General features: G+C 70.7%; 21 protein-coding genes. 10 read left to right on the top strand and 11 right to left on the bottom strand.

Annotation, left to right across the window (positions count from 1 at the left end):
- Positions 1–270 (top strand): DUF3017 domain-containing protein, encoded by a 270-nt coding sequence (locus tag AC1DX8_RS05290; protein WP_477628868.1) that lies wholly within the window; start codon positions 1–3, stop codon positions 268–270.
- Positions 271–329: 59 nt separating this feature from the next.
- On the opposite strand, the gene AC1DX8_RS05285 is transcribed toward AC1DX8_RS05290, so the two are convergent.
- On the bottom strand, positions 330–1,322 hold the full coding sequence (locus AC1DX8_RS05285; protein ID WP_477628867.1) for a malate dehydrogenase: 993 nt from the start codon (positions 1,320–1,322) through the stop codon (positions 330–332).
- Between the two features lie 145 nt (positions 1,323–1,467).
- Here AC1DX8_RS05285 and AC1DX8_RS05280 point away from each other — a divergent pair, with 145 nt between their 5' ends.
- Complete coding sequence (locus AC1DX8_RS05280) at positions 1,468–2,469, top strand: GNAT family N-acetyltransferase (RefSeq protein ID WP_477628866.1); 1,002 nt, start codon at positions 1,468–1,470, stop codon at positions 2,467–2,469.
- 67 nt (positions 2,470–2,536) lie between these two features.
- On the opposite strand, the gene AC1DX8_RS05275 is transcribed toward AC1DX8_RS05280, so the two are convergent.
- The 5 genes from AC1DX8_RS05275 to AC1DX8_RS05255 form a co-directional block, all read right to left on the bottom strand.
- A complete protein-coding gene (locus tag AC1DX8_RS05275) occupies positions 2,537–3,055 on the bottom strand; it encodes a hypothetical protein (RefSeq protein ID WP_477628865.1) in 519 nt (172 codons plus the stop codon).
- Between the two features lie 202 nt (positions 3,056–3,257).
- Entirely contained in the window at positions 3,258–3,668 is a 411-nt protein-coding gene (locus AC1DX8_RS05270; protein WP_477628864.1) for a nitroreductase family deazaflavin-dependent oxidoreductase, read from the bottom strand.
- Positions 3,669–3,732: 64 nt separating this feature from the next.
- Positions 3,733–5,946 (bottom strand): NADP-dependent isocitrate dehydrogenase, encoded by a 2,214-nt coding sequence (locus tag AC1DX8_RS05265; RefSeq protein WP_477628863.1) that lies wholly within the window; start codon positions 5,944–5,946, stop codon positions 3,733–3,735.
- A gap of 215 nt (positions 5,947–6,161) precedes the next feature.
- Entirely contained in the window at positions 6,162–6,953 is a 792-nt protein-coding gene (gene aqpZ / locus AC1DX8_RS05260) for an aquaporin Z (RefSeq protein WP_477628862.1), read from the bottom strand.
- A 391-nt stretch (positions 6,954–7,344) separates the two neighbouring features.
- Complete coding sequence (locus AC1DX8_RS05255; protein WP_477628861.1) at positions 7,345–8,907, bottom strand: S10 family peptidase; 1,563 nt, start codon at positions 8,905–8,907, stop codon at positions 7,345–7,347.
- Positions 8,908–8,957: 50 nt separating this feature from the next.
- On the opposite strand from AC1DX8_RS05255, the gene AC1DX8_RS05250 reads away from it, so the two are divergent.
- Positions 8,958–9,761, top strand: a complete 804-nt coding sequence (locus AC1DX8_RS05250; protein ID WP_477628860.1) for an exodeoxyribonuclease III — start codon at positions 8,958–8,960, stop codon at positions 9,759–9,761.
- A 92-nt stretch (positions 9,762–9,853) separates the two neighbouring features.
- Here the strand turns inward: AC1DX8_RS05250 and galK are convergent, their stop codons facing one another.
- The 4 genes from galK to AC1DX8_RS05230 are packed head-to-tail and all read right to left on the bottom strand — an operon-like array spanning position 9,854 to position 14,932.
- The gene (galK, locus tag AC1DX8_RS05245; protein WP_477628859.1) at positions 9,854–11,017 is read right to left on the bottom strand and encodes a galactokinase; all 1,164 of its coding nucleotides are present in this window, start codon (positions 11,015–11,017) and stop codon (positions 9,854–9,856) included.
- Complete coding sequence (gene galT, locus AC1DX8_RS05240; RefSeq protein ID WP_477628858.1) at positions 11,014–12,129, bottom strand: galactose-1-phosphate uridylyltransferase; 1,116 nt, start codon at positions 12,127–12,129, stop codon at positions 11,014–11,016. Before galT ends, galK begins: the two co-directional genes overlap by 4 nt.
- Positions 12,126–12,938, bottom strand: a complete 813-nt coding sequence (locus AC1DX8_RS05235) for a DeoR/GlpR family DNA-binding transcription regulator (RefSeq protein ID WP_477628857.1) — start codon at positions 12,936–12,938, stop codon at positions 12,126–12,128. Before AC1DX8_RS05235 ends, galT begins: the two co-directional genes overlap by 4 nt.
- A gap of 5 nt (positions 12,939–12,943) precedes the next feature.
- Positions 12,944–14,932, bottom strand: coding sequence for a beta-galactosidase (locus AC1DX8_RS05230; protein WP_477628856.1), 1,989 nt, complete (start codon positions 14,930–14,932; stop codon positions 12,944–12,946).
- 279 nt (positions 14,933–15,211) lie between these two features.
- Here AC1DX8_RS05230 and AC1DX8_RS05225 point away from each other — a divergent pair, with 279 nt between their 5' ends.
- Genes AC1DX8_RS05225 through AC1DX8_RS05195 form a run of 7 tightly spaced genes read left to right on the top strand, consistent with a single transcriptional unit; the run spans position 15,212 to position 23,275 of the window.
- Entirely contained in the window at positions 15,212–16,567 is a 1,356-nt protein-coding gene (locus tag AC1DX8_RS05225) for an ABC transporter substrate-binding protein (RefSeq protein ID WP_477628855.1), read from the top strand.
- A 27-nt stretch (positions 16,568–16,594) separates the two neighbouring features.
- The gene (locus AC1DX8_RS05220) at positions 16,595–17,521 is read left to right on the top strand and encodes a carbohydrate ABC transporter permease (protein ID WP_477628854.1); all 927 of its coding nucleotides are present in this window, start codon (positions 16,595–16,597) and stop codon (positions 17,519–17,521) included.
- Positions 17,518–18,450, top strand: a complete 933-nt coding sequence (locus AC1DX8_RS05215; protein WP_477628853.1) for a carbohydrate ABC transporter permease — start codon at positions 17,518–17,520, stop codon at positions 18,448–18,450. The genes AC1DX8_RS05220 and AC1DX8_RS05215 overlap by 4 nt, the downstream gene beginning before the upstream one ends.
- Positions 18,447–20,597 (top strand): alpha-galactosidase, encoded by a 2,151-nt coding sequence (locus AC1DX8_RS05210; protein WP_477628852.1) that lies wholly within the window; start codon positions 18,447–18,449, stop codon positions 20,595–20,597. The genes AC1DX8_RS05215 and AC1DX8_RS05210 overlap by 4 nt, the downstream gene beginning before the upstream one ends.
- Before the next feature lie 4 nt (positions 20,598–20,601).
- Entirely contained in the window at positions 20,602–21,633 is a 1,032-nt protein-coding gene (gene trpS / locus AC1DX8_RS05205) for a tryptophan--tRNA ligase (RefSeq protein WP_477628851.1), read from the top strand.
- Positions 21,634–21,674: 41 nt separating this feature from the next.
- On the top strand, positions 21,675–22,190 hold the full coding sequence (locus AC1DX8_RS05200) for a 2'-5' RNA ligase family protein (RefSeq protein WP_477628850.1): 516 nt from the start codon (positions 21,675–21,677) through the stop codon (positions 22,188–22,190).
- 2 nt (positions 22,191–22,192) lie between these two features.
- Positions 22,193–23,275, top strand: coding sequence for a YihY/virulence factor BrkB family protein (locus AC1DX8_RS05195; protein ID WP_477628849.1), 1,083 nt, complete (start codon positions 22,193–22,195; stop codon positions 23,273–23,275).
- Between the two features lie 133 nt (positions 23,276–23,408).
- Here AC1DX8_RS05195 and AC1DX8_RS05190 read toward each other — a convergent pair whose 3' ends face one another.
- A complete protein-coding gene (locus AC1DX8_RS05190) occupies positions 23,409–24,746 on the bottom strand; it encodes a D-alanyl-D-alanine carboxypeptidase family protein (protein WP_477628848.1) in 1,338 nt (445 codons plus the stop codon).
- Between the last annotated feature and the right edge of the window lie 7 nt (positions 24,747–24,753).

Here is a 24,753-nt window from a genome sequence, read left to right as displayed (position 1 = left end):
GTGACCGCGCCGCGCCTGGGCTGGTGGTGGGTCGCCGCCCCGGTGCTCGTGGCCGGTGTGGTCCTGTTCGCCGTCGACGAGGTGCGCCCGGCCGGCTACACGATGGCGGCCGGCCTGGGCTTCGCGGCCCTGTTGCGCCTGGTGCTGCCGACCGCCCGCAGCGGCGGGCTCGCAGTGCGCTCGCGGGGCGTCGACGTGGCGACCATGGCCGTCCTGGGCCTGGCCCTGGCGTTCATCACCTCAGTGCTCGACCTGTCGCCCCGCAGCTGAACGCGAAGCGGCCGCCCCCGGGTGGGGGCGGCCGCTTCGAGGTATGCGGTGGAGCCGGGTCAGCCGAGCAGGCCGAGACCGCGGACGGCGTCGCGCTCCTCCTCGAGCTCCTTGACGGACGCGTCGATCCTGGCGCGGGAGAAGTCGTTGATCTCCAGGCCCTGGACGATCTGCCAGTCGCCGTTGCTCGTGGTGACCGGGAACGAGGAGATGAGCCCCTCCGGCACGCCGTACGAGCCGTCGGAGCGCACTGACATCGAGACCCAGTCACCCTCGCGGGTGCCGAGCGCCCAGTCGCGGGCGTGGTCGACGGTGGCGGAGGCTGCGGAGGCGGCCGAGGAGGCGCCGCGGGCATCGATGATCGCCGCGCCGCGCTTGGCCACGGTCGGGATGTAGGTGTCGGCCAGCCACGCCTCGTCGTTGACCAGCTCGGCGGCGTTGCGGCCACCGACCTCGGCGTGGAACAGGTCGGGGTACTGGGTGGCGGAGTGGTTGCCCCAGATGGTCATGTGCGTGATGTCGGTGACGGCGGCGCCGGTCTTGGCGGCCAGCTGGCTGATGGCGCGGTTGTGGTCGAGGCGCGTCAGCGCCGAGAACCGCTCCTGCGGGATGTCGGGGGCGTTGCTCATCGCGATCAGCGCGTTGGTGTTGGCCGGGTTCCCGGTCACCGTGACGCGGATGTCGTCGGCGGCGACGGCGTTCAGGGCCTTGCCCTGCGGCGCGAAGATGCCACCGTTGGCCTCGAGCAGGTCACCCCGCTCCATACCCGGTCCGCGCGGACGCGCGCCGACGAGGAGGGCGTGGTTGACGCCGTCGAACACCTTCTCGGCGTCGTCGCCGATCTCGACCTTGGCCAGCGTCGGGAACGCGCAGTCGTCGAGCTCCATGACGACCCCCTCGAGCGCCTTGAGCGCCGGGGTGATCTCAAGGAGCCGCAGCTCGACGGGGGTGTCCGGGCCGAACAGCGAACCGCTCGCGATCCGGAAGAGGAGGCTGTAGCCGATCTGGCCGGCGGCGCCGGTGACGGCGACCTTGACGGGGGTAGTGCTCACGGTGGGCCCTTCACTCTCGGGACTGGTGCGGCTGGTGGCGGGGGGACGGGTTCTCCAGGGTGCTGTCTTCTTCAGGGTGCTGTCCCTCCGGAACCGACGCTAGCAGGGCTGCGGCGGCCACCACCGGGGTGGTTAGGGTCGGACCATGCCGACGCCCGACTTCGTCCTGGCCCTGCGCGAACGGCTGGGTCACGACCTGCTGTGGATGGCGGGGGTGACCGCGGTGGTGCGCGACGAGCGGGGACACGTCCTGCTCGGACGGCGCGCGGACAACGGTCGGTGGGGGCTGGTCAGCGGCATCCTCGAACCCGGTGAGCAGCCAGCCGCCGGGCTGGTGCGGGAGATCGAGGAGGAGACCGGTGTCGTCGCCCGGGTCGAGGCGCTCGCCGGGGTGTGGACCCAGCCGGAGGTGACCTACCCCAACGGCGACCGCGCCCAGTACCTCGACCTGTGCTTCCTCGCCCGGCACGTCTCGGGGGAGGCCCGCGTCAACGACGACGAGTCGACCGAGGTCGGCTGGTTCGCCGTCGACACGCTTCCCGACGGCCTCGCCGACAACTCGCGGCGCAAGCTCGCGAGCGCCCTCGCCTACGACGGACGGGCCAGGTTCGTGGGCGACGGCCTCGGAGCCGGGTATGCCGCCGTGCCCGACGACCGCGCGCCGGCGCCTCTCGCCGTGCTCGGCGATGGCGGCGTGGTGCTGCGCAGGGCCACCGCCGGCGACGTCGCTGCGATCGTCGGGCTGATCGCCGACGACCAGCTCGGGGCGACCCGCGACGACCCCGGCGACCTCACGGCATACCTGCGGGCCTTCGCGGCGATCGACGCGGACCCGTCGCAGCTGCTCGTCGTGCTCGACGACGGCGGTGCGGTCGTGGGCACGATGCAGCTGAGCTTCATCCCCGGGTTGTCGCGCGGCGGCGCGACGCGGGCCCAGGTGGAGGCGGTGCGGGTGGCGGCGAGTCGCCGCGGCCACCGTCTCGGGGAGCAGATGATCCGGTGGGCCGTGGACGAGTCATCACGCAGGGGCTGTCGACTCGTCCAGCTGACGACCGACAAGAGGCGCGGCGACGCCCACCGGTTCTACGAACGGCTCGGGTTCACGGCATCGCACGAGGGGTTCAAGCTGTCCCTGGGCGCGCACTGAGCCTGCCGCCGACACGCTGAGGTGGGCCCCGGGGTCCTGCTGGCGCCCGGGGCGCCGCCTCAACGTCTCAGTGCGCAGGCTTGTAGGCGATCTGGATCTGGATGGCCACGCCGGGAGGCGGCCTGAACCCGAAGACGCTCGTGGCGGTCTGGTGCCCGGGTACCAGGCTCAGCCCGGTGTCGTTGGCCGTGAGGGTCTCGACGTCGACCTGGCCACGGAACCGGTTCGTGTCGACCTCGTCCGTGAAGAGGGTGGTCGGCCCGGCGCTGCCGGGAGCCACCCACCAGCGGGTGATCTCCGCCTTGAGGCTCACTGCGCCGCTGAACTCGCCGTGCGCACAGCCCGCACCGTCAAGCTCCCCGGACGTCGCTCCGGTGACGGGGTTGCGGTCGAGCTCGGCCCAGGCCCAGAAGCCCCCGAGGTCGCTGCCACAGAACGCCGTGGTGTTGCAGTTGTAGGACATCTCCAGCTGGTAGACGTCGAGGCCGCCGTTTCCGGTGGTGGCCTGCGCCCCCGACGGGGCGAGCAAGAGGACTGAGGCAACGCCGAGCGCCAGTGCGGCCAGGCGCGCGAGTAGTCGTTTCATGGGCATTCCCCTGGGTGAGTCGGGCATGCCACGCGCCGGCGGCCCGTGGCAGGTCGAGTCGAGGTGGTGCGGACGCCTGGCTGGCCACCCACCACGGTAGGACGGCCCTGTGCGACGGGCATCCACCACGATGCGTAGGCGAGGTGGAGTCACCGAACCGGGTCCCGGCTACGCGTCAGGAGACGCGGCGCAACCAGATCAGTCAGGAGACGCGACGCAACCGGATCACCGGCATGACCCGGGTGGTCTTGGTCTCGTAGTCGCCGAACCCGGGACGGAGGGCGACGATGGTCGGCCAGGCCGCCGCTCGCTCCTCGGCGTCGAGCTCCTCCGCGTCGACCTGGAAGCGCTCGGTGCCGACCTCCACGTCGAACCTCGGGTGGGCACGCACGTTGTGGTACCAGTCAGGGTTGGTCGGCGCACCACCCTTCGACGCCACGACGAGCATCGAGCCGTCGTCCTGGGGGAAGTAGACGAGCGGGTTGACCCGGACCGTGCCGCTCCGGGCGCCGATGGTGTGCAGCAGGATCATGGGCGCGCCCTCGAAGTAGCCGCCGACGCGACCCTCGTTGGCGCGGAACTCCGCAATGACCGATTCGTTCCAGTCGCTCATGCCTGTGCCAACCGCTCGGGCGGCCGGGTCATTCCGGGCGCCCGAGCGGTCGGCGTGGGACGGGTCAGCGCAGGGCGGCCAGCGCCTTGTTGAAGGTGGCGGACGGGCGCATCACGGCGGTCGTCTTCTCCGCGTCGGGGCGGTAGTAGCCCCCGATGTCGGCCGGGTGACCCTGCACCGCGAGGAGCTCCTCGGTGATGGTCGACTCCTGCGCGGCAAGGGTCTCGGCCACGGTCGCGAACGACGCGGCGAGCTCGGCGTCCTCGGTCTGCGTCGCGAGCTCGTGAGCCCAGAACAGCGCGAGGTAGAAGTGGCTGCCGCGGTTGTCGATCTGGCCGACCTTGCGGGCCGGGCCCCTGTTCTCGTTGAGCAGCCGCTCGGTGGCGCGGTCGAGGGTGTCGGCCAGCACCTCCGCCCGGGCGTTGTCCGTCGTCGTCGCCATGTGGCGCAGGCTCTCCGCGAGGGCCAGGAACTCGCCCAGGCTGTCCCAGCGCAGGTAGTTCTCCTGCACCAGCTGCTGCACGTGCTTGGGGGCCGATCCACCCGCACCGGTCTCGAACAGGCCGCCACCGTTCATCAGCGGCACGACCGACAGCATCTTGGCGCTGGTGCCGAGCTCGAGGATCGGGAAGAGGTCGGTGTTGTAGTCGCGCAGCACGTTGCCGGTGACCGAGATGGTGTCCTCGCCCTTGCGGATCCGCTCCACCGAGAAGGTGGCCGCGTCGACCGGCGACATCACCCGGAGGTCGAGGCCCTCGGTGTCGTGCTCCGGGAGGTAGGCGTTGACCTTCGCGATGAGGTTGCGGTCGTGGGCGCGTGACTCGTCGAGCCAGAAGACCGCAGGCGTCTGCGAGGCCCGGGCCCGGGTGACCGCCAGCTTGACCCAGTCGCGGATCGGGGCGTCCTTGGTCTGGCAGGCGCGCCAGATGTCGCCCGGCTGCACGTCGTGCGACATCAGCACCTCACCGGCCGCGTTGACGACCTGCACGGTGCCGGCCTCGGTGAGCTCGAAGGTCTTGTCGTGGCTGCCGTACTCCTCGGCCTTCTGCGCCATCAGCCCGACGTTGGGGACCGAGCCCATGGTGGTGGGGTCGTAGGCGCCGTTGGCCCGGCAGTCGTCGATGACGGCCTGGTACACCCCGGCATACGAGCTGTCGGGGATGACGGCCAGGGTGTCGGCCTCGGCGCCGTCGGGGCCCCACATGTGGCCGGAGGTGCGGATCATGGCCGGCATCGACGCGTCGACGATGACGTCGCTGGGCACGTGCAGGTTGGTGATCCCCTTGTCGGAGTTCACCATCGCCAGCGGGGGACCGTCGGCGATGCCCTTGTCGATGGCGGCCTTGATCTCGGCCCCCTTGTCGCCGAGGGCCGCGAGGCCGTCGATGATCGAGCCCAAGCCGTTGTTCGCGGACAGGCCGGCCGCAGCGAGGTCAGCGCCGTACTGCTCGAACACCTCGGGGAGGAACGCCCGCACCACGTGGCCGAAGATGATCGGGTCGGACACCTTCATCATGGTGGCCTTGAGGTGCACCGAGAACAGCACGCCGTCGGCCTTGGCGCGGGCGATCTGCTCGGCCAGGAAGGCGTCGAGGGCCGCCGCGCGCATGACGGTGGCGTCGACAACCTCGCCCTCGAGCACGGTGAGACCCTCCTTGAGGACCGTCGTGCCGTGGTCGGTCACCAGCTGGATGGTCAGGGTGTCGGCCGAGGGGAGGACGACCGACTGCTCGTTGGAGCGGAAGTCGTCCTCGCCCATGGTGGCCACGTTGGTCTTGGAGTCAGCGCTCCAGGCGCCCATCGAGTGGGGGTGCTTGCGGGCGTAGTTCTTCACCGCGGCGGGGGCGCGTCGGTCTGAGTTGCCTTCGCGCAGAACCGGGTTCACCGCACTGCCCTTGACGCTGTCGTAGCGGGCCCGAGCGTCGCGCTGCTCGTCGGTGGTGGCCTCATCGGGGTAGTCGGGGAGGGCGTAGCCCTTGCCCTGCAGCTCCGTGATCGCGGCCTTGAGCTGGGGCAGGGAGGCCGAGACGTTGGGCAGCTTGATGATGTTGGCCTCGGGGGTCGTGGCCAGCTCGCCGAGCTCGGCGAGGGCGTCACCGCTCCGCTGGTCCTCGGGTAGCACGTCGTCGAAGGCCGCGATGATCCGGGCCGACAGCGAGATGTCACGGGTCTCGACGTCGACCCCCGCGGTGCCGGCGAACGCCTCGATCACGGGGAGGAAGGAGTAGGTCGCCAGCATGGGCGCCTCGTCGGTCAGCGTGTAGATGATCTTGGCCATGGAGGCGACTCTCTCCTGAGGTGGGTTCCGGGATGTCGGTCTGCGAGGACGGTGTTCAGGCTATCGGCCCGTGGAGCTGCCGTCCCTGCGCTGCCACCACAGTATCTTGATATCAAGATACCTGCGCAAGCCGTCCGACGGCATCGCCCGACCGCGACGAGGCCCCCAGCACCGGGATGCGGTGAGGGGGCCTCTCGGGCGGAGCGGTGGGGAGGTCAGGTGGTCGGCTTGAGGTCCTCGGGGTCGACGACGCCGGTGATGTCCTCGTCGCGCCGGTCGACGCCGGTCACGAGGTGGTAGGTCGCCCCGGCGATCACTGCGCCGACGATGGGCGCGACCCAGAAGGCCCACAGCTGGCCGGGCGCGCCGTTCCCGTTGAAGAACGCCACGGCGGTGGAGCGGGCCGGGTTGACCGAGGTGTTGCTGATCGGGATCGAGATCAGGTGGATGAGGGTGAGGGCCAGGCCGATCGCGATCGGGGCGAAACCGGTCGGGGCCCGGTCATCGGTCGCGCCGAGGATGACGTAGAGGAAGAAGGCCGTGAGGATCGCCTCGGCGCACAGCACGGCCACCAGCGTGTAACCGCCGGGGGAGTGGTCGCCGTAGCCGTTGGCCGCGAGGTGGCCCGTGGCGTCGAAGCCGGGGACGCCGCGGGCGATGCCCCACAACGCGAGCCCGGCCAGCAGGCCGCCCAGGACCTGGGCGACGAGGTAGGCCGGGACGTCCCTCCAGGGGAACCGCTTGGCCACCGCGATCCCGAGGGTGACTGCGGGGTTGAAGTGGGCGCCGGAGACGTGCCCCACGGCATACGCCATGGTCAGCACGGTGAGGCCGAACGCGAGGGCGACGCCCAGGAAACCGATGCCGAGCTGGACCCCCTGTCCGGTCACGACGTTGGGGGCCAGGTACTTCGCGGAGAAGATGGCGCTCCCGCAGCCACCGAAGACGAGCCAGAAGGTGCCGAGCGCCTCGGCGCCCAGACGTGCGGTCAGTGCAGGTGTGCGCATGCGCAGCTCTCCTTGTGCAACAGGGGGCCCACCCGGCCCGTGCCGGGACCACTCTCCCGCACGAGTCGGCTTTGCACACGTGCGACACCCTGAGCGCCGCGGCGCGCCGACCCTCCGCCGAAGGGACGATGAGGGCCTCATCGGATCCGTCTGATGACGCGCCGCAGATGGGGCATATGCCGTGGAGTGGACAGGCAGTTCGCGCGATCGTCCCGGACGCGGTGCGTCGGTCGCCTACCTTCAGGTCAGGGTCACGGCTGGCCGGGTGCAGGGGCGGCCGCCGTGGTCCGCACCACGTGGATCGGACCCACGCAGTGTCCGTGGGACGAGATGTCGCGGTCTACTTCGGCAGCAGGGATGCCGAAGTCGACGGCGGCCGGGGCCGGCGACGCTAGCCCGTCATCCCGCCGGATCTCGTCGCACTGGCGCTCTCGACGAACGCCGCGAGGTCCTTGGACTGCTGGAGCCGGCTCGGCTCGTGCACGTACATCATGTGCCCGGCCTCGTAGTAGGCGTGCTCGACGTTGGCGCGCAGCGACTCCGGGATCTCAAGGTGCGCCACGACGTCCTGCGCCCCGTAGTAGGGAGTCGCCCCGTCGTGGTAGCCGTAGGCGATGTGGACCTTCAGGTGCGGGTTCGCCCTCATCGCCCGGGCCAGCTGCGCGCTCACGTCGACCGGCTTGCCCTCGAACTCCTTGAAGGACCACTCGGTGGAGGCCAGCTCCGACAGCTGGGTGTACGGCAGGTCGTTGCGGTAGCCGAGCTCGTCCCGCACGTAGTGGTTCCACGCGGCGGCGTACGGTCCGCTGATCGCGTCCATCGACGGGTCGGCGTCCCACGTCTCGGCGTTGCCCCGGGCCAAGGGGCCGGTGAAGCGGGAGTCGAGGCGGCCCACGGCCAGGCCGCGGTCGCGCAGCAATTCGGTGAAGAAGCGCACGTGCTCGAGCCGGAGGCCGGCGCGGTCGACGTACTCCTCCGACAGCCCCGTCAGCGCCGCGAGCCGGGTCACGTGCTCCGCCCGTTCCGCCGCGGTGAGCCGGGACCCTCGCGACAGCGCCCACGGGTAGTCGCGGGCGGCATACTCCTCCGCCTCGGCGAGGACGGTCTTGAGTGACTTGCGCCCGTGCTTGCCGTGGAAGTGGGCGGTGGCGGCGTAGGTGGGCAGGTAGTCGACGTGGGCGCGGTCGTTGCGGAACTCGAAGTCGACGGTGGCCAGGTCGAGCACCGAGCTGATCAGCATGATGCCGTTGACGTACAGCCCGTGGCGGGTCTGCAGGTGCTCGGCGAGGGCGGCCGCGCGGATCGTGCCGTAGGACTCCCCGGCGATGAACTTCGGTGACAGCCAACGGTTGTGGCGCGTGGTCCAGAGCCGGATGAGCTCGCCGACGCTCTCGATGTCGGCCTTGAACCCGTGGTAGTCCTTCGGCTTGCCGCCCTCGACCGCGCGCGAGTAGCCGGTCGACACGGGGTCGATGAAGACGAGGTCGGAGACGGCGAGGAGCGTCTCGGTGTTGTCCACGAGGTCGTAGGGCGGCGGCGTCAGGTCGCCGACGTCGCCCGAGTCGACCCGTCGCGGCCCGAGCAGCCCGAGGTGGAGCCAGACCGAGCTGGACCCCGGGCCACCGTTGAACGCGAACGTCACCGGGCGTCGCGAGCCCGCCGGCGCGTCGAGGACGTAGGAGGTGACGCTGAGCTCGGCCTTGGCCTTGTGGCCCTTGAAGACGCCGTCCTCGAACACCTCTTCGTTCAGCACGATCCGTCCCGCCGTGGCGGTGTAGCGCAAGGTGCGCCGACCGATCTTGAGGGTATGCCGCGTGGTCACCAGGTCGTCCTTCGGCGGCGTGGGTGGTGGCTGGACGTTCGGCTTCGCACCGGCGGCGTCGCCCGACGGCAACGGGGACGTCGCGGCGGGTGTCGTGGGCGCGGGGGAGGTCTTCGGGGTCTCGTCGGCCATGGTGGGCACCCTAGTGCGGGTCGCAGGGCCGAGGCACGGACAATGTGGGCGTGCGACTGATCTCGGCGAACGTCAACGGCATTCGCGCCGCGGCTCGCCGAGGGGGGATGGCATGGCTGGCGGGGCAGCAGCCGGACGTGCTCTGCCTCCAGGAGGTGCGCGCCACCGACGGGCAGCTGCGCGAGTGCCTCGAGCTGGGTGGGTTCGGGGACTGGCACGTGGCCCACACCGAGGCCGAGTCGAAGGGTCGGGCAGGTGTCGCCGTGGTGAGCCGGGAGCCGCAGTCCCGGGTGCAGGTCGCCGTGGGGCCAGCCGAGTTCGACGGCACCGGGCGGTGGGTGGAGGCCGACCTCGAGACCCCGGCAGGGACCGTGACGGTGGCCTCGACGTACGTCCACACCGGCGACGCGGGCACGCCCCGGCAGGAGCAGAAGCTGCGCTTCCTCGATGCCATCGGTGCCCGCCTCGACGCCTGGACGTCCTCGGGGGCGCTCGCTGTCGTCACCGGCGACCTCAACGTGGCGCACCGGGAGGACGACCTCAAGAACTGGAAGGGCAACCTGCGCAAGTCCGGGTTCCTGCCCGAGGAGCGCGACCGCTTCGACCGGTGGTTCGAGGCCGGTCACTGGGTCGACGTGCACCGGGCGGCGCACGGCCCGGGCCCGGGTCCGTACACCTGGTGGTCCTGGCGCGGCAAGGCGTTCGACAACGACGCGGGCTGGCGGATCGACTACCAGCTCGCGAGCCGTCCCCTGGCGGCCCGGGTGGCCATCGCGTCCGTGGGCCGCGCCGTGGCCTACGACCTGCGGTGGTCCGACCACGCGCCGGTCGTCGTCGACTACGACCTGGGCTGACGGGCTGGCGGCTGACGGCTGACGGCTGACGGCTGACGGCTGACGGGTGGCGTACTGGTCCGGCTCGTCGCGCTCGACCGCGGGGGCCGGGGTCAGCGGTCGCGGGTGGCGGACCCGGAGGCGGTGACGACGAAGCAGTCCGGCGCGCCGAACCCGTGGTCCGCGAAGGCCCGCTCCACGGCCGCGATGGTCGGGTCCGCCTGGTCGGCCGCCACGAGGGCGATGGCCGACCCACCGAAGCCCCCACCCGTCATCCGCGCTCCCAGCGCTCCGGAGGCGAGAGCCGCCTCCACGGCCGTGTCGAGCTCGGCGACCGAGATCTCGAAGTCGTCGCGCATGGAGGCGTGGGAGTCGACGAAGAGGCTGCCCACCGAGTGGAAGTCGTTGCGGCGCAGCGCCGCGACCGTCTCGCGGACGCGCTCGATCTCGGTGACGACGTGCCGCGCCCGGCGCCGGAGCAGGTCCGAGGACAGTGTGGAGAGGCTGGCCGACAGGTCGTCGACAGTCACTTCGCGCAGGCTGCTCACGTGCAGCTCCCGGGCAGCCTGCTCGCACGAGCTGCGGCGCTCGGCGTACTGCCCGTCGACCAGCGCGTGCTCGGCCCGGGTGTCCACCACGAGCAGGGCGAGCCCGTGGGCAGCGAGGTCGAAGGGCACCTGCTCGGTGGTGTGGTCGCGGCAGTCGAGAAGCAAGGCGTGCCCCCTCTCGGCGAGCAGGGCGGCGGACTGGTCCATGCCTCCCGTGGGTGCCTGGGCCACGGTGTTCTCGGCCTCCACGCACACGGCGGCCAGCGCCGTACGCCCTGTCGGGGTCTCGAGGAGCCCGAGGTCGTGCAGGTCCGCCGCTGCGGCAGCGACAGCGCACTCCAGGGCCGCAGAGCTGGACAGACCAGCCCCCAGCGGCACCCGGCCGTCGACGGCGACGTCGAGCCCGCCCACGGCATACCCGGCCCTGCGCAGGGCCCACGGCACCCCGGCGACGTAGGCGGCCCAACCAGCAGGGTGGCCGGCACCGACCTCGTCGAGGTCGACCTCGACGACGCCCTCGCCTTGTGCGGAGACGACCCGCACGAGGTCGTCGTCGCGACGACGGACGGCGGCGAAGGTGCGCTGCGGCAGGGCGATCGGCAGGCAGAGGCCCGCGTTGTAGTCGGTGTGCTCCCCGATGAGGTTGACCCGGCCGGGGGCCGACCACACGCCGGACGGCTCGGTCGCGAACGTCGAACGGAAGAGCTCTGCTGCGCGCTCGACGCTCACCGGGCCACGTCCCGCAGGCGCTCCGCGATCTGCTCCGGCGGCACGTCGTTGACCCAGCCACCCACGCCGGACTCGGATCCGGCGAGGTACTTGAGCTTCTTGGGGGACCGCAGCACCGACATCACCTGCAGGTGCAGCCTCGACACCTCCCGACCGCGCCCGCTCGGGGCCTGGTGCCACCCGGCGATGTAGGGCAACCGGATCGGGGATCCGTCCTTGGCCACGTAGTAGCGGTCGAGCCGCTTCAGCAGGTCGAGGTAGACCTCGGCCAGGTCGTCGCGCTCGGCCGGCGTGAGGGCCGGTAGGTCGGGCACGTCACGCCGCGGTGCCAGGTGCACCTCGACCGGCCAGCGGGCCGCGAAGGGCACGTAGGCCACCCAGTGCTCGCTCTCGCCGACGATGCGGACCTTCGCCTCCAGCTCGGCGGCGAGCAGGTCGGCGCCCAGCAGTCTGCCAGTGCGCGAGTGGTGCTCGCTCGCCTGCGCCAAGATGGCCGCTGAGCGTTGGGGCACATAGGGATACGCGTAGATCTGGCCGTGCGGGTGGTGGAGGGTGACCCCGATCTGCTGCCCACGGTTCTCGAAGCAGAAGACCTGCTCCACCTCGGGCAGGGCGCCGAGCTCGGCCGTGCGGTCGGCCCAGGCGTCGACCACGGTGCGCGCCCTTGCCGGGGTCAGGTCGGCGAAAGTCGAGTCGTGGTCACTGGTGAAGCAGACGACCTCGCAGCGCCCGAGGGCAGGCGCGGTGCGGTTCAGCTCGTCGCCCGGTTCGCCCCCGTGTTCGTGGTCAGAGACCGGCGCGTAGGAGGGGAAGCGGTTCTCGAACACGACGACGTCGTAGGACGACTCGGGCACCTCGGAAGGCACGCTCCCGGTGCCCGTGGGACACAGGGGGCACTCGTCCTTGGGTGGCAGGAACGTGCGGTTCGAGCGGTGCCCCGCGACCGCCACCCAGTCGCCGACCAGCGCGTCGTGGCGCACCTCGCCCGACCGCGCGCGCTCGCCGAGCGGGCGCTGGTCCTCCGCGGTGCGCGGCGGGGCGTCCGGGGTGTCGTCGAAGTAGATGATCTCCCGCCCGTCCGCGAGCCGGCGGCTGGTGCGGGTCAGGCTCATGGGGTGCTCCCTCGGCGTCGGGTGAACCTGGTGCGGGGCTGGGTGGCGATCGTGAGCTCGGCCCCGGCCTCGGTGAGGGCGGTGCGGGCGCGGTTCCCGAGCCCGTCGTCGGAGACCACGAGGTCCACCGACGACAGCGGGACGATCGTGCTCAGGCCGACGGTGCCCCACTTGGTGTGGTCGGCCAGCACGCAGACCTGTCGTGACATCTCGACCATCGCCCGGTTGGTCTCGGCCTCGACGAGGTTCGGGGTGGTGAGCCCGGCGTGGGCGTCCATCCCGTGCACGCCGAGGAAGAGCCGGTCGACGTGGAGCATCCGCAGGGTCGTCACGGCCACGGGCCCCACGAGGGCGTCGGACGGGGTGCGGACACCACCGGTCAACACGACCGTCTGGCCGGGGGCCCCGGACTCGTGGAGCAGCTGGGCGACCGGCACCGAGTTGGTGACGACGGTGAGGTCTGGCACCGCGCACACGGCACGCGCGAGCTCGAAGGTGGTCGTGCCTGCGGAGATCCCGATGGCCGCACCGGGCTCGATGAGCGCGGCGGCCGCCTCGGCGATGGCGACCTTCTGCGCCTGCATCAGGCCGGACTTGGCGGTGAAGCCGGGTTCCTCCGTGCTCCGGTTTCCCATGGCGAGGGCGCCACCGTGCACCCGCTGCACCAGGCCCTCCCCGGCCAGCTGCTCGATGTCGCGACGCACGGTCATGTCGGAGACGCCGAGCTGCTCCACCAGCTCGGACACGCGAACCGCGCCGCTCTCCTCGACCAGCCCGAGGATGGTGGTGCGTCGCTGGCTCGCAAGCATCTCGTTCAGTCCTCCCTGACGACGGCGACGGCACCCGGAGCAAGGGTGACGGTCGGTCCCACCGGGCCGTCCGCGACCACATCATGGCCGCTCGCGGCCACGTCCTGGGACTCCGCGGTGTCGTTGACGAGGAAGAGCCACGACCCCTCGGCGCTGCGACGCCGGGTGGCCTCCACCCCGGGTGGAACGGCTGCGGCGGGCCGGACACCGCCCGCCTCCGTCACCCGCGCGAGCACCTCCGCCAGCGACTCGTCGTCGAGCAGCGTGCTCAGGTACCACGCGGCGCCTCGGCCGGTCACGCGGCGCGTGAGGCTCGGTCTCTCGGTCAGTGGGCCGGCGGCATACCGGTCGAGCACCTCGGCGTCGACCGCGGTGACGTCCTCGCTCCAGAGCCGTCCGGTGCCGCCCTCGGCGAGCGCGACGGTCTCGCCGGGCATGAGCGGGAAGAACTCCTCGACGCGCACCCCGAGCAGGTCGCGGAAGGCCCCGGGGTAGCCGCCGAGCCGCACGTGGTCGTCCTCGGTGGCGATGCCGGAGAAGAAGGTCACGAGCACCTGGGCGCCGGCCTCGGCCGCCGACGCGATGGCGGCGGCGTGCTCGTCCGTCACCAGGTAGAGGGTGGGGACCACGACGACCCGGTATGCCGCGAGGTCGGCACTGGGGTGCACGACGTCGGCGGTGATGCCCTGGTCGCGCAGGACGCGGTGGATGGCGTGCGCCGTGGTGGGGTAGCGCAGCTCGCTGGACGGCATGGCAGGTCCGTGGGCGGCCCACTGGGCCTGGTAGTCCCAGAGGATCGCGACGTCGGCCTCGACGCGCGAGCCCTTCACCTCGCCGAGCCGGCCGGCCAGCGCCCCGAGCTCGCAGACCTCGCGGAACCGCGCGCTGTCGCGGCCCGCATGGGGGACCAGGGCACTGTGGAACTTCTCGGAACCAGACCTGGACTGCCGCCACTGGAAGAAGCCGATCGTGTCGGCACCCCTTGCCACGTGGGCGATGCTGTCGCGCACGGTCTGGCCGGGGTCCTTCGCGGGGTTGACGTGTTGCCAGTTCACGGCGCTGGTGGAGTGCTCCATCAGCAGCCAGGGCGCGCCGCCGGCGAGGCCGCGGGTCAGGTCGCCGCTGAAGGCGAGCTCCGCACGGGGGTGCTCCAGGGTGTCCACGACGTAGTGGTCGGTGCTCACGATGTCCTGGTCGGGCGCCCACTGGTGGTAGTCGAGGTGGTCGAAGTGCGCGAGCGTCATGAAGTTCGTCGTCACCGGCACCCCGGGGGACAGGTCGTTGAGGACCGCCTTCTCGCTGCGGTGGAAGTCCAGCAGGGTGTCGGACTGGAAGCGCCTGTAGTCGAGCTCGTGGGTGGGGTTGGCGAAGGTCGTGGTGAGCCGTGGGGGCAGGACCTGCTCCCAGTCGGTGTAGCGCTGGCTCCAGAAGGCGGTGCCCCACGCGTCGTTGAGCCGGTCGAGGCCGGCATAGCGGGCCTCGAGCCACCGCCGGAACCCGGCCGCGCAGGTGTCGCAGTAGCAGGGGATGTTGTGGCAGGCGTACTCGTTCGAGACGTGCCACAGGGCCAGGGCCGGGTGGTCGTGGTAGCGCTGCGCCAGCTGGGCGGTGAGGGCCAGGGCGTGGTCGCGGTAGATGCGCGAGCTCGGGCACCAGGCCTGGCGGCTGCCCGGCCACAGGGTCCGTCCCTCGTGGTCGACCGGCAGGATCTCCGGGTGGGCGGCCGAGAGCCACGGGGGCGGGGTGGCGGTGGCGGTGGCGAGGTCGACCGCGATGTCGTTCTCGTGGAGCAGGCCCATGATGTCGTCGAGCCAGCCGAAGTCGTACTCGCCCTTGGCGGGCTCCAGCCACGACCACGAGAAGACGCCCAGCGTCACGAACGAGACCCCGGACTCCCGCATGAGCTCCATGTCCTCGGCCCACACCTCGCGGGGCCACTGCTCGGGGTTGTAGTCGCCTCCGAAGGCGATCCGATCTGTCGGCCACTGACGCATGGGCGACAGTCTTGCGCTGCGCTGGAAGCCATGTCAACAAAAATCAACAATCCGCGCCCGAGGTGGTTGAAGGTTCGCAGAGAGTGGGGGCGAGATGAGCGGACGACGTTGTGGTTGAGCGGATCCTGCGACAGATCACGATGGGAGACCGGTTCGGACAAACGCTTGACACCGGGTGGCTCGGCAGTCATCCTCGTTTCTTGTTGGTGGTTTTTGATCGAATCTGTCGAGATGATCGACCTCACCACGCCGGTGCAATTCGCGTTCAAAGGAGACCGCATGTCCCGCCCCGCCTCTGAGGCCGAGTACCTCGCCAGCCTCGTCCCCGCCTCCGTCCGCGGCGTGAGCCGCCGGACCCTGCTCCGCGGCGCCGTCGGCGCCGGTGCCCTGCTCGCTACTCCCTCGCTGCTGGCCGCCTGTGGTGGCGGCAGCACCGGTGGCTCCAGTGGTGGGGCCGCGACCGGCACCGTCACGGTCGGCTCGAACCAGTCGGACGCCGTGCCGAAGGCCGCGATCCAGGCCGTCATGGACGCCTTCCAGAAGGCCAACTCGGGCCTGACCGCCAAGATCAACACGATCGACCACAACTCCTTCCAGGAGAACATCAACAACTACCTCCAAGGCTCGCCCGACGACGTGTGGATGTGGTTCGCCGGCTACCGGATGAGGTTCTTCGCCTCCAAGGGACTCGCGGGTGACGTCTCGGACGTCTGGAAGGGCCTGTCCGGGGCCGGGATGTCCGACGCGCTCAAGAAGTCCTCGACCGGCGACGACGGGAAGCAGTACTTCGTCCCCTCGACCTACTACCCGTGGGCCATGTTCTACCGGAAGAGCGTGTTCCAGCAGCACGGCTACCAGGAGCCGAAGACCCTGGACGAGTTCAAGGCCCTCGGCGCCCAGATGAAGAAGGACGGCCTCGTCCCGATCGCCTTCGGCGACAAGGACGGCTGGCCCGCCATGGGCACCTTCGACCAGCTGAACCTGCGGGTCAACGGCTACCAGTTCCACGTCGACCTGATGGCCGGCAAGGAGGCCTGGAACAGCCAGAAGGTGAAGACCGTGTTCGACACCTGGGCCGGTCTGCTCGACCTCCACCAGCCCGACTCGCTCGGACGCACCTGGCAGGAGGCCGCCCAGACGCTCCAGCAGAAGAAGGCGGGCACCTACCTGCTCGGCTCCTTCGTCGCACAGCAGTTCGGCAAGGGGGCGGAGCAGGAGGACCTCACGTTCTTCAACTTCCCCGAGATCGACTCCAACATCGGGGCGGATGCCATCGAGGCGCCCATCGACGGCTACATGATGGCCAAGCGACCCAAGAACGAGGCCGGGGCCAAGAAGCTCCTCGGCTACGTGGGCTCCGCCGCGGCGCAGAACATCGTCGTCAAGGCCGACCCGAGCGTCATCGCGACCAACGACCAGGCCGACAAGACGGCCTACACGTCGCTCCAGAAGAAGTCGGTGGAGTTCGTGTCGCAGGCCAAGTCGATCGCCCAGTTCATGGACCGTGACACCCGCCCCGACTTCGCGTCGACGGTGATGATCCCGGCCATCCAGTCCTTCCTCAAGAACCCGAAGGACATCGACGGCCTGGTCAACAACATCGAGAAGCAGAAGAAGAGCATCTTCGCGAGCTGACGCCCGCGACGACGCCGAGGAGCCATCGTGTCGACACAGACCACGACCAAGAACGCCAAGCCGAAGCGCTCCAAGTACAAGGGCATCGACCACCTCTCCCCGGTGGACCGGGTCGTCGTCTCCCTGATGGTGGGCGTCCCGACCTTGCTGGTGCTGTGGCTCGTGGTCGCCCCGGCGATCGGGTCGGTCCTGCTCTCCTTCACCAACTGGGACGGGATCGGCCCGATCTCCTCGGCCAAGGCCGTGGGGCTCCAGAACTACAAGGACGTCCTGACGATCTACCCGCCGTTCGTGCCGGCACTCCAGCACAACCTGATCTGGTTGGCGGTGATGTTCTTCATCGCCACCCCGATCGGGATGTTCCTGGCCGTGCTGCTCGACCGCGAGGTGCGGGGGTCACGGGTCTACCAGACCGCGATCTACCTGCCGGTGGTGCTGTCGCTGGCCCTGGTCGGATTCATCTGGCAGCTCATCTACAGCCGTGACCAGGGCTTCATCAACCAGGTCACCGGTGGCTCGATCGACTGGTACGGCGACCAGCGCTACAACCTCTGGGCGGCCCTGCTCGCCTCGAGCTGGCGACACGTCGGCTACATCATGCTGCTCTACCTGGCTGGTCTGAAGGGCGTCGACCCGACGCTGCGCGAGGCGGCCAAGGTCGACGGGGCCAACGAGCGCACCACGTTCTTCAGGGTCGTCTTCCCCGTGATGTTCCCGATCAACATCATCGTGCTCGTCGTCACCGTCATCGAGTCGCTGCGGGCCTTCGACCTGGTCTGGGTCATCAACAAGGGCCGCAACGGCCTCGAGCTGATCTCGACCCTCGTGACGAGCAACATCGTGGGGGAGGCCAGCCGGATCGGCTTCGGGTCGGCCCTGGCCACCTTCATGCTCGTCATCTCCTCCATCTTCATCGTCATCTACCTACGGATCGTCATGAGGGAGCAGCGATGACTGCCAGCAGCGAGGCCCCGCAGGTCGCGGTGCCCGGGACCAAGAACCCGCTCGTCGGCAAGCGCACCCAGTCGGCCGGCACCAAGAAGGGCAACCGCGGCATCCAGGTCTTCCTGGCCGTGGTGGCGCTCGTGTGGATCTTCCCGGTCGCCTACGCCGTCCTCAACAGCTTCCGCGACTACGCCTACACGTCGAAGCACGGCTACCTGTCCTTCGGCGGGTTCACGCTGGCCAACTACAAGAACGCGTGGGAGCAGGCGAACTTCTCCCACACCATGCTCAACTCGGCCTACATCACGGTACCCGCCGTGCTGCTGACGCTCTTCCTGTCGAGCTGCGTGGCGTTCGTGGTCGCACGGTTCTCGTTCAAGTTCAACCTCGCCCTGCTCGGGCTCTTCACCGCGGCCAACCTGCTGCCGCCCCAGGCCCTGCTGATCCCGGTGTACCGCATGTTCCGCTCCATCGAGGTGCCGTTCTGGGTCAGCGACTCGGGCACCCTGCTCAACTCGTACTGGGGCCTGATCCTCGTCAACGTGGCGTTCCAGACCGGGTTCTGCACGTTCGTCCTGTCCAACTACATGAAGGCCTTGCCGCGCGAGATCTACGAGTCGGCCGTGGTCGACGGGGCCGGGGTCCTGCGCCAGTTCTTCCAGCTCACCCTGCCGCTGTGCCGCCCGCCGCTCGCGGCGCTGGCGACGCTCGAGGTCACCTGGATCTACAACGAGTTCTTCTGGGCGACGGTGCTCCTCCAGTCGGGCGACAAGTACCCCGTGACGAGCTCGATCAACAACCTGCGGGGCCAGTTCTTCACCGACAACAACCTCGTCGCGGCCGGTTCGGTGGTCATCGCGCTGCCCACCCTCATCGTCTTCTTCCTCCTGCAGAAGCAGTTCGTCGCAGGCCTGACCCTGGGAGCCACCAAGGGATGACGTCGCAGACCGTAACCCTCCGGTCCGCTGGCACCTGCCTCGTCCTCGAGACCTCCGGGGGCGGCCTCCCGAGAGTGCTGCACTGGGGTGCCGACCTGCCCGACGCCGTGGTCGCCGAGCTGCCCGGCATCGTGGTCGGCCCGGTGCCCCACAACGCGCTCGACGAGCCGTGGCCGCTGACCGTGCTCCCCACCGCCGGTGACGGCTGGCTGGGCACCCCGGGGTATGCCGCGCACCGCGCCGGCGGCGCCGCCGCACCACGGTGGGACGTCACCTCGCGCCTCGACGGCGAGCGCTCGCTGGTCAGCACCGCCCGCGACGGTGCGACCGAGGTGGTGCTGCGCCACTCGCTCGACGAGCACGGGGTGCTCCGGGTGTCGACGTCGGTGACGAACCGTGGCGACGCCGGGGCGGGGCCCCTCGATGTCGGCGCGCTCCGGGCGCTTCTCCCGCTCCCGTCGCGCGCCACCGAGGTGCTCGACCTGACCGGTCGGTGGTGCCGCGAGCGCTCGCCCCAGCGCTCGGTCCTCCAGGACGGCACCCACCTGCGGGCGTCGCGTCGCGGCCGCACCGGTCACGATGCCACCCTCCTGCTGACCGTGGGCACCGCCGGCTTCGGCTTCCGCACGGGGGAGGTCTGGTCGGTCCACGTCGCGTGGAGCGGCAACCACGAGCACCTCACCGAACGACTCCCCGAGGGCGCCGGCATCCATGCCGCCGTCCTCGGCGGTGGAGAGCTCCTCGAGCCCGGCGAGGTGCGCCTGGGGCCGGGAGAGACCTACACGGCGCCCGACGTGGTGTTCGTCCACGCCACCGACGGCCTGGACGGGCTGTCGCGCAGGCTGCACCGCAGCCAGCGCAGCACCGCCACCCACAGCAACACCCCGCGACCCCTCGTGCTCAACACCTGGGAGGCGGTCTACTTCGACCACGACCTCGACCGCCTGACGCAGCTCGCCGACGTCGCTGCAGGGATCGGCGTCGAGCGGTTCGTCCTCGACGACGGCTGGTTCGGGAGCCGGCGCGACGACACCAGCGGGCTGGGCGACTGGGTCGTCTCCACCGACGCCTGGCCGCAGGGGCTGGGCCCCTTGGTCAAGCACGTCAAGGGACACGGCATGGAGTTCGGGCTGTGGTTCGAGCCCGAGATGGTCAACCTCGACTCCGACCTCGTGCGTGCCCACCCCGACTGGGTCCTCGGTCCCCTCGCCGGGCCCCCGCGGCCGTCGCGCCAGCAGCACGTGCTCGACCTGGCCAACTCGGCCGCGGCAGCCCACGTCGAGCAGCAGATCAGCGCCCTCGTGGGCGAGCTCGGCATCGACTTCATCAAGTGGGACCACAACCGCGACCTGCACGAGGCGGTGCGCACCGGCCCCGACGGCGTCGACCGTCACGCGGTGCACGCCCAGACGGCGGCGTTCTACGCGCTGCTCGACCGGTTGCGGGTGGCCCACCCGGCACTGGAGATCGAGTCCTGCTCCAGCGGGGGCGCGCGGGTCGACCTCGGTGTCCTGGCCCGCACCGACCGGATCTGGACCAGTGACTGCAACGACGCGCTCGAGCGTGCGCAGATCCAGCGCTGGACCTCCCTCCTCGTGCCCGCCGAGCTGATGGGCACCCACATCGGCCCGGCGAGAGCCCACACGACCCACCGCACCCTCGATCTCTCCTTCCGCATGCTCGTGGCGCTGCAGGGCCATGCCGGGCTCGAGTGGGACATCACCACCTGCACGCCCGACGAGCTGACCGCGCTGACCGCCTGGTCGGCGCTCTACCGCGAGATGAGGCCGCTGGTGCACACCGGCGACCTCGTGCGGGCCGATCTCCCCGACGAGCGGGGCCTGCTCGTGACCGGGACCGTCGCGCCGGGAGGTGAGCAGGCGGCATACACGGTCCTGCGGACGCAGACCGGTCCCTCGGTGACGCCGGGCCTGCTCACCCTCCCCGGGCTCGATCCCCAGCGGACGTACACTGTCCGGGTGCGTCCTGAGGCAGGGCTGCCGGAGGCGACCCAGGTGCGCGGCCCCGGCTGGTGGGACCGCGCCCTCGACGAAGGCATCACGGTCAGTGGAGCGGCGCTGGGACAGGTCGGTCTGGCGCTTCCGGTGCTCTCACCCGCCCAAGGTTTCCTTCTGCACCTGACCTGACAGAATGACGGGCATGCCTGAATCGTCCGCACCCGCTGCGCTGCCCCGGATCCTGTCCGGGATGCAGCCGACCAGCGACTCTCTGCACCTCGGCAACTACCTCGGGGCGCTGGTCAACTGGGTGAAGCTGCAGGACGACTTCGACGCCTACTACTTCGTCGCCGACCTCCACGCGCTCACCGTGCCCACCGAGCCGGCTGTGCTGCGCCACCGCACCCGCGTGACCGCCGCCCAGTTCCTCGCCGGCGGAGTCGACCCCAAGACCTCCGCGGTGTTCTGCCAGAGCCACGTCACCGAGCACGCCGAGCTCGGCTGGGTGATGAACTGCCTGACCGGCGACGGCGAGGCGCGGCGGATGACCCAGTTCAAGGACAAGGTCGCCAAGGGCCAGAACGCCAACGTCGGGCTGCTCACCTACCCGATGCTGATGGCCGCCGACATCCTCATGTACGACGCGGCCTACGTGCCGGTCGGGGAGGACCAGCGCCAGCACCTCGAGATCACCCGTGACCTCGCCGAGCGGTTCAACACGCGGTTCGGCGAGACGCTCGTGGTGCCGGACGCCTACATCGTCAAGGGCGCCGCCAAGATCATGGACCTGCAGGACCCGACCTCGAAGATGAGCAAGACGGGGTCGTCGCCCAAGGGCCTGATCGACCTGATGGAGGACCCGGCCAAGATCGCCAAGAACATCCGGTCGGCCGTCACCGACACCGACGGCGAGGTCCGCTACGACCCCGAGCACAAGCCGGGCATCTCCAACCTCCTCGTCATCCACTCGGTGCTGTCGGGCACTCCCGTGGAGGAGGTCGCGGCCTCGTTCGAGGGACGCGGCTACGGCGACCTCAAGAAGGAGGTGGCCGACGTGGTGGTCGAGCGCCTCACGCCCTTCCAGGAGCGGATGACCGAGCTCCTCGACGACCCCGCCGAGCTCGATCGGATCCTCGCCGATGGCGCGGACCGGGCACGCGAGGTCGCCCAGGCCACGATGGCCCGCGTGCGCGCGGCCGCAGGACTGCTGCCCAGTGCTCGCTGACCACCGCATGCCCGACGACAGCCTTCGGTAGGGTCGCCGTCGTGCCCACCATCGGTGTGTCCATCGCCATCCCGTCACCCCATGCGGAGATGCTGCAGGCCAAGCGCGCCTCGTTCGGCGACCCCTTGGCCGACTCGATCCCGACCCACGTGACCCTGCTGCCGCCCACCGAGGTGGAGGGTGATGAACTGTCCGGCGTCGTCGACCACTTGGCGGACGTTGCGGCCCAGGGCCGCGCGTTCCCGATGGTGCTGCGCGGCACCGGCACGTTCCGTCCCATCTCGCCGGTGGTGTTCGTGCAGGTCTCCGGTGGGCTGGCCGACTGCGAGCTGCTTGAGAAGTCGGTGCGACGGGGTCCGCTCAAGCGCAAGCTGGACTTCTACTACCACCCGCACGTGACCGTGGCGCACCACGTCTCCGACGACAACCTCGACCGTGCCTTCCGCGACCTCGCCGACTTCGAGTGCACCTTCGACGTCACGGACTTCCACCTCTACGAGCACGGCGCCGACGGCGTGTGGCGACCGGTGCGGTCGTTCGAGCTGGACGGAGCCTGACGGTGCAGACCCTCAAGGCCTGGTGGGCGCGGATCCAGGCGACACCCGCCTGGCGCGCCTGGAAGCGCTACGGCGACCACCGCGGCAACCTCATCGCGGGCGGCGTGGGCTACTTCGCCTTCTTCTCGGTGTTCCCCGCCGTGCTGCTGGCGTTCACCGTGTTCGGGATCGTGCTGCGCAGCCAGCCCCAGCTGCTCGCCGACACCAAGGACGCCATCAACAACCTGCTGCCCGGGTTCGTCAAGACGCCCGACCAGCCCAACGGCGTCATCGACGTCAGCGTGCCCACCGGTGCGGCCCTGTCGGTGCAGGGCGTCATCTCGGTCGTCGGGCTCATCCTGGCTGGCACCGGCTGGTTGGGCGCGCTGCGGGACGGCATCCGCGCGATCTTCGGAGTGCAGGGCACCCCCGGCAACGCGGTGGTCACCAAGCTCCGCGACCTGGGGGTCCTGCTCCTCCTGGGGGTCGCGATCCTGCTGTCGGCTGCCGTCGGCGCCGTCGCGGGGACGGCTGCCTCCTGGTTCGCCGACCTCATCGGACTCGGTGGCCAGGCCTGGGTGCTGACGATCGTCGCCCTCGTCGTGGGCGTCGCCCTCGACGGCTCGATCGTGGCGGTCATGCTGCGCATCCTCTCGGGGGTCCACCTCCCCTGGCCCGCGGTCCGCCACGGCGCGATCTTCGGTGGGATCGGCCTGACCGTGCTCAAGATGTTCGGCACGCTCCTCATCTCGAGCACCACGCACAACAAGCTCTACCTCGGGTTCGCGCTCGTCGTCGGCCTGCTCGTGTGGCTCAACTTCATGTCGCGGGTCATCCTCATCTCGGCGGCCTGGGCGGCCAACGACCTCGACACCGGCGTCGCGGCCCCCGGCCTGACCACCGGCCAGGTCGACAAGCTCGTGGAGGGACCGGACACCGAAGCCCTGGTCACCGTCCGTGAGCGGACCGACGCGGGCCTGCCCACCTTCGGCCAACGCGCCGCCGACCGCACGAGCGTCGCCGCGGGTGCGGTGCTCGGGGCGGTCGGCGCAGTCGCGCTCGGCACGGTCGCCCGCGGCATACGAAGCCTGGTCCGCCGCTCCTGACCCGCCGCTCGTGACCCGCCGTGCCCCGACTGCCCCGTGAGTGGGAAGGGCCGTGTCTGGGCGGGACCGTGACCGGGCGCCCGCGGTGGGTCGACTGGCCCGGTCCAGCGGCGGTCGGTACCGCGGGGTCGGGTCAGCGGTGTCGCGCGGCGCGACGGGCCTTGACGACCCGGCGCCGGGCGATGACCAGGACCGTGAGGGCCAGCAGCACGACGGCGGTGCCGGCGAGCCCGAGCGTCGTGAGGGACACGACGACGCGGTCGTCCGGGGTGGAGGCGGGGATGGCCGCCCTGGCCCCCGCCCCCGCCGCCCCCGCCGCCCCCGCCGCCCCTGGCGCGACCGGCTCACCGGCGGGGGGCGGGAGGCTGGGCGTCGCGGTGTTCGGTGGCAGGGTCGGCGGGGTCGTGACCGAGCCCGGGGCGACGAGCTCGCCCACGGCTCCGGCGCGGGCGCCGTACGCGAAGGCCCAGTCGTACATCGCCGCCTGCGGCCGCCACGACGAGTCCAGCCCGTACATCTCGGTGAGCAGGTAGGTGCGCCCGCCACGGGTCACCGCCGAGATGAAGGTGCGGTTGGCCTTCTCCGTGTAGCCGTTCTTGACCCCGATGGTGCCCTCGTAGTTGTAGAGGAGCCGGTTGTGGTTCTGGATCTTGAACGTCGCCCGCTTCTTCCGCTTCGGGATCAGACCCCCGGGGAAGTCGACCTGCTTGGTCGCGACATACACGCGGAAGTCCTTGAGCTGCAGCGCTGCTCGCCCGATCAATGCGAGGTCGTAGGCGCTCGACGTCTGCCCCGGCACGTCCAGGCCCGACGGGTCCTTCGCGACCGTGTCATGCGCCCCGAGGTATGCCGCGTGCTCGTTCATCGCGGCCAGCGTCGCCTCGCGCCCGCCGCCGGCCTCGGCCAGCGCGTAGGCCGCGTCGTTGCCGGACGACATCAACAGCCCCTGGAAGAGCTGGCGTCCCGTGTAGGGCAGCCCGGGGACGAGCCCGACTCGCGTCCCGTCGGCGTGGGCGTCAGCCTGGGTCGCGACGAAGACCTTGGTGGCCGGCACCTCGGGGATCAGGGTGAGGGCGGTGAGCGTCTTCAGCGTGCTCGCCGGCAGCAGCCGCGCGTGGGCGGCCTTGGCGGCGATCACCTTCCCCGAGTCGAGGTCGGCCAGCACCCACGACACGTCCTTCAGCACGGGCGGAGCGGGCACCCCGGCCGGCAGGTCCGTGACGACCCCCATCGACGCCAGCTGCGGCCCCCCGATCGACATCAGCGGGTCCACCGTGCTCGCCGGCGTCGGGAGCGCCTTCGTCGTGGGGCTGGGTTGGGGCGTGCTCACCGCCGCGACGGCAGCAGCGGGCGAGAGTGCCACCGCCGAGCCGGGGACTGCGACCGCCACCACGAGCGCGACCGTCGAGACCAAGCGCCCAGCTCGATGGCCGCGACACCCGGTGGCGCGGCTTCGCGACGACTCTGTCACGAGGACC

Source organism: Pedococcus sp. P2_A3 (assembly GCF_056405035.1).
This window is presented reverse-complemented; position numbering and strand designations above follow the sequence as displayed.